Origin of the sequence: Aeromicrobium piscarium, assembly GCF_007421815.1 — a bacterium.
GTDB classification, from domain to species: Bacteria; Actinomycetota; Actinomycetes; order Propionibacteriales; family Nocardioidaceae; genus Aeromicrobium; species Aeromicrobium piscarium.
On record NZ_VLNT01000006.1, the window covers coordinates 121,351 to 134,576 of the forward strand.

Annotated in this window: 10 protein-coding genes; 2 read left to right on the forward strand and 8 right to left on the reverse strand. The window is 68.3% G+C overall.

The window, feature by feature from the left end; genetic code table 11:
* Positions 1-125: 125 nt before the first annotated feature.
* From FNM00_RS09535 to trxA, 7 genes are all read right to left on the reverse strand, one after another.
* On the reverse strand, positions 126-830 hold the full coding sequence (locus FNM00_RS09535; protein WP_221933660.1) for an anti-sigma factor: 705 nt from the start codon (positions 828-830) through the stop codon (positions 126-128).
* The gene (gene sigK, locus FNM00_RS09540; protein ID WP_143913207.1) at positions 827-1,417 is read right to left on the reverse strand and encodes an ECF RNA polymerase sigma factor SigK; all 591 of its coding nucleotides are present in this window, start codon (positions 1,415-1,417) and stop codon (positions 827-829) included. Before sigK ends, FNM00_RS09535 begins: the two co-directional genes overlap by 4 nt.
* Positions 1,418-1,438: 21 nt before the next feature.
* Positions 1,439-2,077 carry a fasciclin domain-containing protein gene (locus FNM00_RS09545; protein WP_143913208.1) on the reverse strand — a complete coding sequence of 213 codons (639 nt, stop codon included), beginning with the start codon at positions 2,075-2,077 and terminating at the stop codon, positions 1,439-1,441.
* A gap of 266 nt (positions 2,078-2,343) precedes the next feature.
* On the reverse strand, positions 2,344-3,846 hold the full coding sequence (locus tag FNM00_RS09550; protein ID WP_143913209.1) for a molybdopterin-dependent oxidoreductase: 1,503 nt from the start codon (positions 3,844-3,846) through the stop codon (positions 2,344-2,346).
* A 36-nt stretch (positions 3,847-3,882) separates the two neighbouring features.
* Positions 3,883-6,459, reverse strand: a complete 2,577-nt coding sequence (locus FNM00_RS09555; protein ID WP_143913210.1) for a DEAD/DEAH box helicase — start codon at positions 6,457-6,459, stop codon at positions 3,883-3,885.
* A gap of 53 nt (positions 6,460-6,512) precedes the next feature.
* Entirely contained in the window at positions 6,513-8,018 is a 1,506-nt protein-coding gene (gene scpC / locus FNM00_RS09560) for a succinyl-CoA:acetate CoA-transferase ScpC (protein ID WP_143913211.1), read from the reverse strand.
* Positions 8,019-8,079: 61 nt separating this feature from the next.
* Positions 8,080-8,454, reverse strand: a complete 375-nt coding sequence (gene trxA, locus FNM00_RS09565) for a thioredoxin (RefSeq protein ID WP_143913212.1) — start codon at positions 8,452-8,454, stop codon at positions 8,080-8,082.
* Between the two features lie 243 nt (positions 8,455-8,697).
* Here trxA and FNM00_RS09570 point away from each other — a divergent pair, with 243 nt between their 5' ends.
* Positions 8,698-9,849: a PQQ-dependent sugar dehydrogenase gene (locus tag FNM00_RS09570; RefSeq protein WP_246065139.1), complete on the forward strand. Its 1,152-nt coding sequence runs from the start codon at positions 8,698-8,700 to the stop codon at positions 9,847-9,849.
* 290 nt (positions 9,850-10,139) lie between these two features.
* Here FNM00_RS09570 and FNM00_RS09575 read toward each other — a convergent pair whose 3' ends face one another.
* On the reverse strand, positions 10,140-10,343 hold the full coding sequence (locus tag FNM00_RS09575) for a cold-shock protein (protein WP_143913213.1): 204 nt from the start codon (positions 10,341-10,343) through the stop codon (positions 10,140-10,142).
* Positions 10,344-10,759: 416 nt separating this feature from the next.
* On the opposite strand from FNM00_RS09575, the gene FNM00_RS09580 reads away from it, so the two are divergent.
* Entirely contained in the window at positions 10,760-13,150 is a 2,391-nt protein-coding gene (locus tag FNM00_RS09580) for an immune inhibitor A domain-containing protein (protein ID WP_221933661.1), read from the forward strand.
* Positions 13,151-13,226 lie beyond the last annotated feature (76 nt).

Consider the following 13,226-nt stretch of genomic DNA (forward strand, 5'->3'; position numbering starts at 1 on the left):
ACGAGGCCCGGGGTCAGGCCACACGGCACTGTATGAGCCTGGACTGCCGCCGTCCGTGGGTCGACCGACGAGCGGCAGTACGACTAACTTAGGTCAGGCTTACCTGTCTCGTCAAGTGCTCGTCGTCAGGTGAATTGGAACAGCGCGATCGGCTCGCTCGTCGGAGCCGTCACCTCGGGATCGGATTCCACGGTGATGCCCGCCCCGACCGACTCCGTAGCGTCGCCGCGGAGCACCATCGAGGCATCGGACTCGTCATCGGGCATGACCCCGGCGGCATGCATCTCCCCGTCCGGGCTCTGGAGCCAGACCACATAGTGGTGGCCTTCGGGCGGCGGAGCCATGTCGCGTGTCTCGATCACGGCCCGCCCGATGCTGGCTGAGCGGACCACGGTGGCCTCGCTGCCATCGTCGAAGGACAGCGCGACACGATCGGCGTCCTGAGCCCGGTTGACCTGTTCGGCTACGGTCAGCTGCTCGGGGGAGGTGTCCCAGGGTTGGGTGACGCCCACCCCGATGACCGCGACGACGGCCGCGGCCGCGGCGATCACCCACCCCCACCGACGTGTGCGCCGCGATCGCTCGCTCACCAGCGGCGGATCGGGGCGGATCGTCCGGGCGAGGTCGAGCACGTCGCCGCGCAACGACGGCGGCGGTTCCTCGGCGGTCAACGCTCCCAGCTCGGCGGCTGCCGCTCGGAGGGAGGCGACCTCCTCACGGCATGCCGCGCAGTGCTCGAGATGGTTCTCGAACTGGGCGCGCTCGACCGCGTCGACCGCGTCGACCGCGTAGGCCCCGGAGAGGCTGTGGATGTCATCGGGCATCGTCATCGTTCTACTCCCAACGCGTCGCGCAGTCGAATCAGACCGTCGCGGATACGGGTCTTGGCCGTACCGAGGGGGATGTCCAGGAGGGCGGCGACCTCCGTGTGGGTGTAGCCGCCGAAGAAGGCCAGATCGACTGCCTCGCGCTGCGTGGTGGTGAGCTGATCGAGGGCCGATCGGACGCGGGTCGCCTCGAGACGGTCCACGACGAGCTCGCTGGTCGCATCGTGCTCGACCTCGTGGTGGCCATGTCCGTAGGCGATATCGCGGCGGTTGGCTGCGGAGGCCGAGCGGACGCGATCGACGGCGCGGCGGTGCGCGATGGTGAACATCCAGGAGATCGCGCTCGCACGTGAAGGATCGAAGTGGGCCGCGTGGCGCCAGAGCTCGAGGTAGACCTCCTGGGTCACCTCCTCCGCGTGGGAGGGATCGCGCACCACACGTCGGACGAGTCCGAAGACGCGAGAGGCGGTGAGGTCGTAGAGCTCTGCGAAGGCTCCCTCGTCACTGCGCGCGCAGCGGGCGAGGAGCCCCGGTAGCCGATCCGTGCCCTCCGGCTCGGGGCCGGAGGGCACGGGTGTCAGGTGAGTCACGGTACTGAGTCTTCCCGATGGTCAGGGCATCAGCACGCTGTCGACGACATACACCTTGGCGTTCGCTGTGGGCACATTGCCGCAGATCACGCTCGCGTCGCCGACCGTGAAGTCCTCGTCGGAGCCTTCGACGGTGATGGTGTCGCCCGCCAAGGTCTCGTGCTCGCCGGCGATCTCATCGGGACCGAGCTCCCCGGCCACCACGTGGTGGGTCAGCACGGTCGTCAACTGATCGGTGTCGGCGAGCAGCGCGTCGAGCTGATCCTGCGGGATCTTCTCGAAGGCGTCATCGGTCGGGGCGAAGACGGTCAGCGACTCCTCGGAGTTCAGGGTGTCGACGAGACCGGCCTCCGTGACCGCCGAGACGAGCGTCGTCAGCAGCGGGTTGCTGCTGGCTGCTGTGGCGACGGGCTCCTCGGCCATGCCTTCGAGCGATCCGGCGCCGTCGGATGGGATCGCGGAGCATCCGGGGCCGAAGGCGCCCATCATGTCCATGTCGCTATCGCCCATGTCGTCGGCGCCCGAGGACTCCTCGCTGGTGGTGGGCTCGGATGCCGCGGGCTCGTCGGAGTCGTCCGACCCGCTGCACGCGGCGAGTCCGAGCGTCAGGGTGAGGGCCGCAGAGGCGAGGCCGGCGCGGCGAACGATCGTGCTCTTCATGGTGGTGCCTTTCCTCGGTGACGTTCTGTGTGACGTTCATCGGTGATTCGGCGTGGGCGGCGATCCGGATGGGTCGTCTTCAGGATTTCCGCTGCCGGGGGCGGTGGATCATCCCGCACTGGGTCAGGCGCCCTCCTGCGGGATAGCTCACCGACGAAGGCCGGTGGCTCGCGCGGACGACGGAGGATGTGCTTCGGTGGTCGCGCTAGCAACCGCAGAAGCACATCCTTCGTCCGCAGCAGGATCGGTACAGGGCCTTGAGGTCGTCAGCCGACCCGGACCACGATGTCGTGGATACCGCTCGACCCGTTCGGGAACGGGCTCGCGCGGTCCGCCGTCTGCACCTCGCCGTCATCGGTGATGCAGCGCGCCTGCACCGTGTGGCGACCCGAGGTCGCCTTCCACGGCAGATACCACTGGCGCCAGTAGTCCACGCCGGCATCCGGCCCGAGCTCGGCGTCGGTCCAGTCGCCGTCGTCGACGCGCACCTGAACGCCCTCGACGCCTCGATGCTGCGCCCAGGCGACACCGGCGATCACCAGATCACCCGGATCGAGCTCCGTGAGACCCCGCGGCGTGTCGATGCGGGTCGAGATCTTGATCGGACCGTCGATATCCCAGTCGCGCTCGGTCCAGTACGCCCGATCCTCGGCATAGGTGGTCAGGGTCAGCCGCTCCACCCACTTCGTGGCGCCGACATAGCCGTAGAGTCCCGGGGTGATGAGCCGCGCCGGAAAGCCGTGCTCACGCGGCAGCGGCTCGCCGTCCATGGCGATCGCGACCATCGCATCACGGCCATCGGTCGCGACATCCAGCGGCGTGCTGATGGTGAAGCCGTCGACAGCGGTGCTCAGGATCTGGTCGGCTTCCGAACCGACGCGAGCACGCTCCAACAGATCCGCCAGCGGCACGCCCAGCCAGCGAGTCGCTCCCACATAGCCGCCGCCGACCTCGTTCGAGACGCAGGTCATCGTGATGTCCCGCTCGATCATGTCCATCGCGAGCAGCTCGTCCCACGTGATCGTGTAGGGATTCGCGACATCGCCGTCGATGGTCAAGGTCCAGTCATCGACATCGACCACCGGCACGCTCAGGTTGACATCGACGCGATAGAAGTCCCCCGTCGGAGTGCGGAACGGGCTGATCCCCTCGATATCGAGCCCGTCGGCGAGCGGGGGAAGGGGGTCGGCGGGCCGCGGCAGCACGATGTTCCCCAGACGTCTGCCGCCGCGGATGATCGCCTCCCCGGCAGCACCGGCGAGGGCCGCTGCGACGAGAGCAGCCCCACCGCCCACCAGAAGCCGGCGGCGGGTCGGACCGCCGGTCGCGGTCTCCGCAGCCGGGCGCGCCCGCAGGAGCCACCACAGCACCGCGAGTCCCGCGACACCGGTGGCGAGAGCGGGAAGCAGATCCGCGACCGTCGCGGCCGGACGTGTGAATGCCGCGACACCTGCCATGGCGACGAGAGCGATGAGAATCAGCGCACCGATGCTGAAGCGTCGTGCCGCGACGATGCCGCCGAGCGCCGCGAGCACGAGCGTGCCGAGCGCGACCGACCCGATGAGGATGATCTTGTCGGCGGTGCCGAAGGTGGCGACGGCCCATTCCTTCACCGGAGTGGGAGTCGCGTCGATCACCGTCGATCCGATGGCCAGGACCGGTGACGCGGCGGGAACCGTGAGGGCCGCGACCAGGTGGCCGATGCCGATACCGGCGGTCGCCGCGATGACGCCGACCGTCGCATCGCGCGGGAGATGATGTGCCGTCATACCCGGTACTTCGTTGCCGACGGCGAATCGGATGCGTCAGCGCCGCAGACGCACCAGCGCCGCCAGCTCGGCATCGCTCAGCTCGGTGAGCGCCGCCTCCCCGGAATCGACGACGGCATCGGCCAGGGCGCGCTTGGCTGAGATGAGCTCGGAGATCGACTGCTCGATGGTGCCCTCGGCGATGAGCCGGTGCACCTGGACGGTCTTGGTCTGACCGATGCGGTGGGCACGATCCGTGGCCTGATCCTCGACGGCGGGATTCCACCAACGGTCGTAGTGGATCACGTGGTCGGCGCGCGTCAGGTTCAGGCCGGTGCCGGCCGCCTTGAGCGAGAGGATGAAGACATCGAAATCGCCCTCCCCGAACCGACGGACCATCTCCTCGCGTGTGCGAACGGAGGTGCCGCCGTGCAGGTACGCGTGGTCGATGCCCTGCGCGGTCAGATGCCGTGACAACAGATGGCCCATCTGGGCGTACTGCGTGAAGACCAGTGACCGGCCGCCCTCGGCGAGGATCTCCTCGAGCAGGTCGTCGAAGACCTCCAGCTTGCCCGACCGACGCTCGAGCTCGCCCTCGGCCTGCCGCAGGAACTGGGCCGGATGGTTGCAGATCTGCTTGAGCTGCGTCAGCAGCTTGACCACCAGGCCGCGGCGCTGGATGCCACGGCTCTCCTCGATCTCCGCCATCGTGCGACGGACGACGGCCTCGTACAGGCCGATCTGCTCGCGGGTGAGCTGCACATGATGGTCGGTCTCGATCTTGGGCGGGAGCTCGGGCGCGATGCCCGGATCGCTCTTGCGACGCCGCAGCACGAAGGGGCGGATGAGGGTGGAGAGCCGGCCGGCCGTCGCATCGTCGCGGTCGCGCTCGATCGGACGCGACCAGTCGCGACGGAACTGCTCGCGATTGCCGAGGAGCCCGGGGGTCGTCCAGTCGAGGATCGCCCACAGCTCGGAGAGAGCGTTCTCGACCGGGGTGCCGGTGAGCGCCATCCGGGCATCGGCCTCGATGCGCCGCAAAGCCTGGGCGACACCCGAGCCGGCGTTCTTGACGTGCTGGGCCTCGTCGGCCACGACCATGCTCCAGTCGTGCTCGGCGAGCGCGTCCACGCTCTGCCGCATCGTCGCGTAGGTGGTCACCACGAAGCCGTCCTTGGCCTCGTGCAGGCTACGCCCTGGTCCGTGGAATCGGTGGACGTTCTCGCCTGGTGCGAACCGCGCGATCTCTCGCTCCCACGTCGCCAGGACCGAGGCGGGACAGACCACGAGGGTCGGTGCGGCCGCCGCGCGGTGCAGGTGCAGCGAGATGAGGGTGATGGTCTTGCCGAGGCCCATGTCGTCGGCGAGGATGCCGCCGAGCCCGAGATCGACCAGCTGGTTCATCCAGCGCAGGCCGTCCAGCTGGTAGCTGCGCAGCTCGCCATCGAGCTCCTCGGGCTGGGAGATGTCGCTCGAGCGTTCGCCGAGGCTCGCGAGACGGTCGCGCACGTCCTCGAGCCAGCCGATGGTGTCGACGCGGACATGTCGTCCGTCGATCTGGAGCTCACCGGTGAGCGCGGCCTGCAGAGCCTCGGAGGCGTCGAGCTCCTGGCCTTCGCCGCGCAGGAGCTCGTCGATGCGGCGCGGCTCGATGAAGACCCAGCGGTCGCGGAGCCGGACCAGCCCGCTGTGGCTCACGGCGAGCTCGTCGAGCTCGGCCTGAGTGAGCCGCTCGCCGCCGACGCTCACGCTCCAGTCGAAGCGGAAGAGCTGGTCGCGGCCGAAGGCGCGCGGCCGGTCGCCGAAACCGTCGACACGGCTGACGACCGGTGTGGCGGTGACATCGCGGACGAGCTCGCTCGGCCAGGTGACCTCGACCCGGTTGGCCATGAGCGAGGTCACCAGGGTCGCCGCGGCGAGAGCGCCGAGCTCGTCGGCAGTCAGCGCGATGCTGGCCGGAGCCGCGTCGCCACCGGGCAGCAGACGCGCGGCGGGCGGCCAGCTCGCACCCAACCGTTCGAGCATGGCACGCAGCGCGGTGCGGGACCCCTCGCCGAAGTGGTGGTCCTCGCGGGCGAACACCTCATGGGCGGAGGCCTCGCCCCAGGTGCGGTCGGTCGGGCGGACACGCAAGGAGGCGGTGGCGATCGTGTCCTCGCCGCGTTCGAAGGCGACGACCAGGCGGTACGCGAAGGTGCGTGGGGGCTCGATCCGCGGGCGCGGCTGCTCCGGCTCGTGCCCGTGTCGACGCTGCGGGGTGGTGGCCACCGCGGGGGCGTCGACCGCGAGTGCGGCGAGGAACGCGTCGATCAGCGCATGGGCTTCGCGCGCGGGCATGTCGAGCTGCTCGGCGGCGGCCCGCAACTGCTGCTGGTCGCCATCGGACGGCTGCGCGAGCGAGCCCGACGCCATGAGGCGCAGCGCGATGATCGCCGGTCCTGCCCAGGCGCGCACGGATGCATGAGCGTTCATCGCCCGAATTCCGCCTGACAGCGGGCCGATGGCCTCATTGGCCGTGGCCTCGATCGGGCCCTGCGGAGCGTCGAAGACGAAGCGCGAGAGGGCAGGGTCCTCGTGCGCCACGAAGCGCACGGGATGCCGCAGCACGATCATCAGCTGCGTGGGGGTCGGCATCCCTCCATTGTCGGGCATGGGCCCAAGACTCCCGCCGCGAGGTCGATGTGATCTCACATGTGGCCGGTCTCCACGAACCGCTGGTGCCAGCTGAGGGCCTCGTCCAGGAGATGCGGCGTGTGACGGGCCTGGGGTCGGGCCGCCTTGGCACGCCCGATGTAGTCGCGGAGCGCCTCGCGATACGACGGATGCGCGCAGCATTCGATGATGCGGTCGGCGCGATCGGCGGGGGAGAGGCCGCGCAGGTCGGCCAGTCCCTGCTCGGTCACGATGACGTGGACATCGTGTTCGGTGTGGTCGACGTGGCTGGCCATCGGGACGATGGTGGAGATGGCGCCGTCTTTGGCCGTCGAGGGCGAGAGGAAGAAGTTCAGGTAGGCGTTGCGGGTGAAGTCCCCGCTGCCGCCGATGCCGTTCATGATCGCCGAGCCCATCACATGGGTCGAGTTCACATGACCGTAGATGTCGGCCTCGATCATCCCGTTCATCGCGATGACGCCGAGGCGCCGGATGAGTTCGGGGTGATTGGAGATCTCCTCGCTGCGCAACAGGATGCGGCCCTTGTAAGCGTCGATGCGGTCCATGAAGCGGGCGACGCCCTCGTCGGAGAGTCCGAAGGAGGTGGCGGACGCGGCGCGCAGGGTCCCGGAGTCGAGCAGGTCGAGCATGGCGTCCTGGAGCACCTCGGTGAAGGCCGTGAGTCCGGTGAACTCGCTGTCGTCCAGTCCCGCGAGGACGGCATTCGCGACATTTCCGACGCCGGACTGCAGCGGGAGCAGCTCCGGGGGCATGCGCCCGGCTCGGACCTCGTGCCGCAGGAAGTCCAGGAGATGATCCGCGATCGCCCGCGACTCCTCCCCGGGCGGGCTGAAGGGGGAGTTGCGGTCCGGGGCGTCGGTCTCCACGACGGCGACGACCCGCTCGGGATCGACCCTCAGATAGGGCTCGCCGATGCGTTCCATCGGCCCGGTGAGCTGCAGCGGACGACGATGCGGCGGCAGGGCGGTGCCGTAGTAGACATCGTGGAAGCCCTCGAACTCACGGGGCTGCCAGCGGTTGACCTCGAGCACGATCCGGTCGGCCTGGTCGAGCCAGGTCTTGTTGTTGCCCACCGAGCTGCTGGGCACCAGCAGACCGTCCGGCAGCGCGGCGGTCACCTCGACTACGGCGACATTCAGCCGACCGTAGAACCCGAACCACATCTGCTGCGCGGTATGGCTCAGATGCGCATCGACGTAGTCGACCTCGCCGGTGTTGATGAGATCGCGCAGGGTGGGATCGGAGTTGTAGGGCAACCGGGTGGAGATGCCGTGGGCGCGGGCGAGGACGCCGTCGGCGTCCGGGGCCGTCGACGCACCCGTCCACAGGCCGATCCGGAAGTCCTCGCCACGCTCATGCGCGGCCCGGATCCGCGCGGCGAGCGCCACCGGAACGGCCTTCGGATAGCCCGCTCCGGTGAAGCCGCTCATGCCGACGTTGTCGCCCGGACCGATGTGGGTGGCGGCTTCGTGGGCGGTCGTCAAGCGGGAACGGAGAACGGGGCAGGACACGCGCGTCATGTGACGATCGTGCCCTGCCCCGTGGGTCAGCGCGTTCCAGGGTGACGGAATGCCGGCCGGATCACTCCGGTGTCGCCGCCTGCTGTTCGGCGATCTGGCGCCGCACGTCGTCCATGTCCAGGTCCTTGACCGCGGTGACGACCTGGTCGAGAGCCTCGGCCGGCAGCGCGCCGGGCTGGGAGAAGACCAGGATGCCGTCGCGGAAGGCCATGAGGGTCGGGATGGAGCTGATCTGCGCCGCGGCGGCGAGTTCCTGCTCGGCCTCGGTGTCGATCTTGCCGAACGTGATGTCGGGGTGCTGCTCGCTCGCGGCCTCGAAGACCGGGGCGAACTGCTTGCACGGACCGCACCACGAGGCCCACCAGTCGACGAGCGTGATGCCCTCGCCGGTGACGGTCGACTCGAAGGTCTCCTTGGTCAGGTCGATGGTGCTCATAGATACCTCTCGTCGGAAGCGTTCATGGGTACAACGTCGGGGCTCGGCACAACATTCCCCGTCGGTCGCGTCGGTGGGGGACGGATGATGATGCATCGCGGTTGCTATGACGACCCGAAGGCATCGAGTTCCGTGCCGGTTCGAACCGATGATCATGCGTTACGGCGGTCATGACAGCCGTAACGCATCATCATCGGTCACCGGGGCCTCAGTGTGTCACCGCCGGGCGGGCATCATCGACCTATGGGTGAGCACATCGAGGAATATCGGCTGTCAGCGGCGGGCGAGCACCGGAGGATGAGGGTTTCCGGCGTGGTCACCGCGTCGTCCCTCGTGATCGCCCTCGCCGCGTGCAGCGCCGGCGAGGAGGACGACCCGGCACCGTCGCCGGCGCCGACCACCGCCAGCGAGAGCACGGCGTCCACCACGGTGCCGCCGACCGTCGACGCCGCGATCGCCACGGGGGTGAACGTCCCTTGGGGGATGGTCTTCGACGAGGACGGCACGGCCCTGGTGGCGCAGCGGGACGATGCGTCGATCCTCGCGGTGGAGCCCGACGGCACGGTGACCGATCTCGGTGTCGTGGAGGGCGTGCAGCCCGGTGGCGAAGGGGGACTGCTCGGTCTGGCGCTGTCACCGGACGGTTCGACGCTCTACGCCTATCTCACCTCGGCCGAGGACAATCGGGTGGTCTCGATGGCGGTGGAGGACGATTCGCTCGGTCCTGCGGAGCCGGTGCTGACCGGCATCGGCAAGGCGAACAATCACAACGGCGGCGCCCTGCTGTACGACCCCGCCGACGATGTCCTGTTCGTCGCGACCGGTGACGCGTTGCAGCCCGACCTCGCTCAGGACTCCTCGGCGCTGGAGGGCAAGATCCTGCGGGTGACCCCCGATGGCGAGCCCGCCCCCGGCAATCCGTTCGACAACGAGGTCTGGTCGATCGGGCATCGCAATGTCCAGGGACTGGCCTTCGATGACGACGGACGGCTGTGGTCGAGCGAGTTCGGCGACAAGGGCGCCGACGAGCTGAATCTCATCGAGGCCGGGGGCAACTACGGCTGGCCGGTCGTCGAGGGGGAGAGCGACGACGAGCGGTTCGCGGCGCCGAAGGTCACCTGGCCGACGGACGAGGCGTCGCCCTCGGGGCTGGCGATCGTGGACGACACCGCCTATCTCGGGGCCCTGCGCGGTCAGCGACTCTGGACGGTGCCGCTGGACGGCGAGCAGACGGGGGAGCCGGAGGCGCATCTCGTCGAGGAGTACGGGCGGATCCGCGCCGTCGCCGCGGCCCCGGACGGGTCGCTGTGGATCGGGACGAGCAATACCGACGGTCGAGCCGACCCGGCAGGCGACGACGATCGTCTGCTCCGGCTCACCGTGACACAGCAGTAGGGGAGGTCGTGGGCGCTTGCGCCCGAAAGAACCTGAGGCTATCCTCATGTTCTGGCGATGCCAGGTGGCCCCCACTCACTCCCTCGATGGGCCACATGTGCCGCCGTAGCGTCACGGCGTCGGCTCCCTCCTGGCGTCGCCCGGCGCTGAAGACGCCCCCGTCCTTCGCGGACGGGGGCGTCGTCGTCACCAGGACGCGACAGCGCCCCCGTCCGTCGCGGACGGGGGCGCTGTGCTGCTCACTCAGCGAGGGCGGCAAGCCGCCTCGGGTCGAGTCAGCTGATGCTCACTCAGAGAGGGCGGATATTCGCGGCCTGGAGGCCCTTCTGACCCTGCTCGACGTCGAACTCGACCTTCTGGTCCTCGTTCAGCGAGCGGTAGCCCGACGACTGGATCGCCGTGTAGTGAGCGAAGACGTCCTCGCTGCCGTCGTCGGGGGCGATGAATCCGAAGCCCTTTTCAGCGTTGAACCACTTGACGGTTCCCGTTGCCATGGTGTTCTCCTCATTAACTTTCTTGGCGAAGGCCGCCTCCGGCTGGAGGCGACGGTCGCGACGCACATCCAACCTCGAGAGGAACCACACCCCGAATCAGGACGGGTACTGCATTCATCTGGTCCAACGTCGTGCAACTGGCTCCTACCTTATGCCACGGGTGGTGCCGGTGGATACCGCGACCGGCCGACAGCTGTGAACATCTGATGAAATCAGTGCCGATAGCCCGATAGAACTAGTTCGCTATAACTATTTCTCCAGGAAGTCAAGACTGCCGTTCGGGGTGTGGACGGTCGTAGCGTGACCGGAGGCGCGGTGACTCACAAGGCCGGCGCGCTGGTGGAGCCGGCGACAGGAGTCGGCCCCTGATCCGGGAGATCCACCACCCATCGGGGGGATCCTCATGAGGAGGAATTGTGAAACGCATCATGACGAGCCTGGTCGGGCTCGGACTCGTGGCGACCGGCTCACTGGTCGCCGCCGCACCGACGAGCGCTGACCCGGCTCCACCGGCCTCTCCGGGCCAGGACGGCGCCGCGCCGCGCACCGACGACTTCCCGCATCCGCTGGAGGACAAGCGCCGCGAGCTGCGTGAGGCGGCCGTCTCCCAGGTGATCGACGGCGAGCTCACGCCGGAGCAGCGCGAGGGCGGTGCGGTCGCCAAGGTCGGCCAGGCGCCGTCCCCGGCGCAGGCGGCCGCCGAGGCGAACGGCCATCCGCAGACGCAGCAGCGGCTGGCGCGAGCGAGTGGCGAACAGGACCAGTACGTCGAACTGGAGCAGGAGCGCGCCGACAAGGTCTTCGTCATCCTCGCGGAGTTCGATGACGAGCGTCACCCGGACTACCCCGATCAGGACACGGATCCCGACACACCTGGCCCGGAGCGCTTCGACGGGCCGCTGCACAATCAGATCCCCGAACCGGGACCGAATGACAACTCCACCGTCTGGCAGGAGGACTTCAGCCCCGAGCACTACGACGACATGTACTTCGCCACCGGCCAGAAGACCGAGTCGGTCAAGACCTACTACGAGACGCAGTCATCCGGGCGATACACCGTGGACGGGCAGGTGTCCGACTGGGTCAAGGTCCCGTACAACCAGGCCCGTTACGGCCGCGAGGACGCCGGCGCCTGGAATCTCGTGCAGGACGCTGTCAACCAGTGGGTCGAGGATCAGAAGGCCCAGGGCCGCAGCGACGAGGACATCGCCAAGACGCTGTCCGAGTACGACCAGTGGGACCGCTACGACTACGACGGTGACGGCGTCTTCGACGAGCCGGACGGCTATATCGATCACTTCCAGATCGTCCACGCCGGCGGTGGCGAGGAGGACGGCGATCCGACCTACGGCGAGGACGCGATCTGGTCGCACCGCTGGTATGCGTTCGGCACCGATGCCGGTCTGACAGGGCCGGCGGACAATCCCCTCGGCGGTGCTGAGATCGGCGACACCGGCGTCTGGGTCGGCGACTACACCGTCCAGCCGGAGAACGGCGGACTCTCGGTCTTCGTGCACGAGTACGGCCACGATCTCGGCCTGCCGGACGGCTACGACACGACAGGTGCCGGCGACAACAGCAACGAGTTCTGGACGCTCATGGCTCAGAGCCGCTTGAACGCGAAGGGAGAGCCCCTCGGCACACGCCCGGGCGACCTCGGCGCCTGGGAGAAGCTCCAGCTGGGCTGGCTGGACTACGAGGCGCAGACGCACACCGAGAAGCGAACACTCGAACTCGGGCCCCAGGAGTACAACAGCGACAAGCCGCAGGGTGCCGTGGTGGTCCTGCCGAAGAAGGAGATCGTCAACGACAACGGGGCGCCGGCCTCGGGAGAGAAGCAGTTCTTCTCTGGCGCCGGAGACGATCTGTCGAACACGATGACGACCGAGCTGGACCTCGGCGAGGCTTCCGGGACGCAGTTGACGGCGAAGGCCCGGTTCTCGATCGAGGAAGGTTACGACTACGCCTACCTGCAGGCATCGGCGGATGGCACGTCCTGGACCGACCTGGACGCCACCATCGGAGGTGAGCCGATCGGCGCCGATGCGTCAGGTCGTCCGGCGATCGACGGGGAACAGGAGGACTGGGCCGATCTGGTGGTGCCGCTCGACGCGTTCGACGGTCAGCAGATCTCCTTCCGGGTGCTGTACCGCACAGACGGCGGCCTGACGATGCCGGGCCTCTTCCTCGACGACATCGTGGTGTCGGCGGGTGACACGGAGATCCTGAGCGATGACGCGGAGACCGATTCGGGGGCGTGGACCTTCGACGGCTTCTCGATCGTGGGCGAGACCACGACGACCCAGGCGAGCAACTACTACGTCATGGGCCATCGTTCGTACACCGGCTACGACCAGTACCTGAAGACGGGGCCGTACAACTTCGGCTTCATGGACACCAAGCCGGACTGGGTCGAGCACTACGCCTACCAGACGGGGCTGCTCGTCTCCTACTGGGACACCTCGCAGGCCGATAACAATGTCAGCCAGCACCCGGGTGAGGGCCGCAATCTGATCGTCGACGCCAACCCGCGACCGATGATCAATATCGTCACCGGTGAGCCGTGGCGCGCCAGGATCCAGATGTACGATGCGCCCTTCTCGACGCGGAAGTCCGACTCGATGACCCTGCACACCGACGGTCAGCCCAGTTATATCCGGGGACAGGCGGCCAAGCCGGTGTTCGACGACACGAAGCAGTACTTCTTCGAGGAGCTGCCGAATCACGGGGTCAAGCTTCCCGCCACGGGCTTCAAGGCCCGGGTGCTGGAGGAGAACGGCACCTCGTTGAAGGTCAGGTTCAACTGACCCACCAGACCGAAGGGGGCGCGCATCCGGGGGACAGCGCGCCCCCTTCGCCATGTCTCGGGGCGGGGGAGGTGAA

Bases quoted from the DNA above. Each gene is read 5' to 3' on its own strand.
- FNM00_RS09570 (WP_246065139.1), top strand. From the start codon at position 8,698: ATGGGTGAGCACATCGAGGAATATCGGCTGTCAGCGGCGGGCGAGCAC.
- trxA (WP_143913212.1), bottom strand. From the start codon at position 8,454: ATGAGCACCATCGACCTGACCAAGGAGACCTTCGAGTCGACCGTCACC.
- FNM00_RS09550 (WP_143913209.1), bottom strand. From the start codon at position 3,846: ATGACGGCACATCATCTCCCGCGCGATGCGACGGTCGGCGTCATCGCG.
- FNM00_RS09545 (WP_143913208.1), bottom strand. From the start codon at position 2,077: ATGAAGAGCACGATCGTTCGCCGCGCCGGCCTCGCCTCTGCGGCCCTC.
- FNM00_RS09575 (WP_143913213.1), bottom strand. From the start codon at position 10,343: ATGGCAACGGGAACCGTCAAGTGGTTCAACGCTGAAAAGGGCTTCGGA.
- scpC (WP_143913211.1), bottom strand. From the start codon at position 8,018: ATGACGCGCGTGTCCTGCCCCGTTCTCCGTTCCCGCTTGACGACCGCC.
- FNM00_RS09555 (WP_143913210.1), bottom strand. From the start codon at position 6,459: ATGCCGACCCCCACGCAGCTGATGATCGTGCTGCGGCATCCCGTGCGC.
- FNM00_RS09535 (WP_221933660.1), bottom strand. From the start codon at position 830: ATGACGATGCCCGATGACATCCACAGCCTCTCCGGGGCCTACGCGGTC.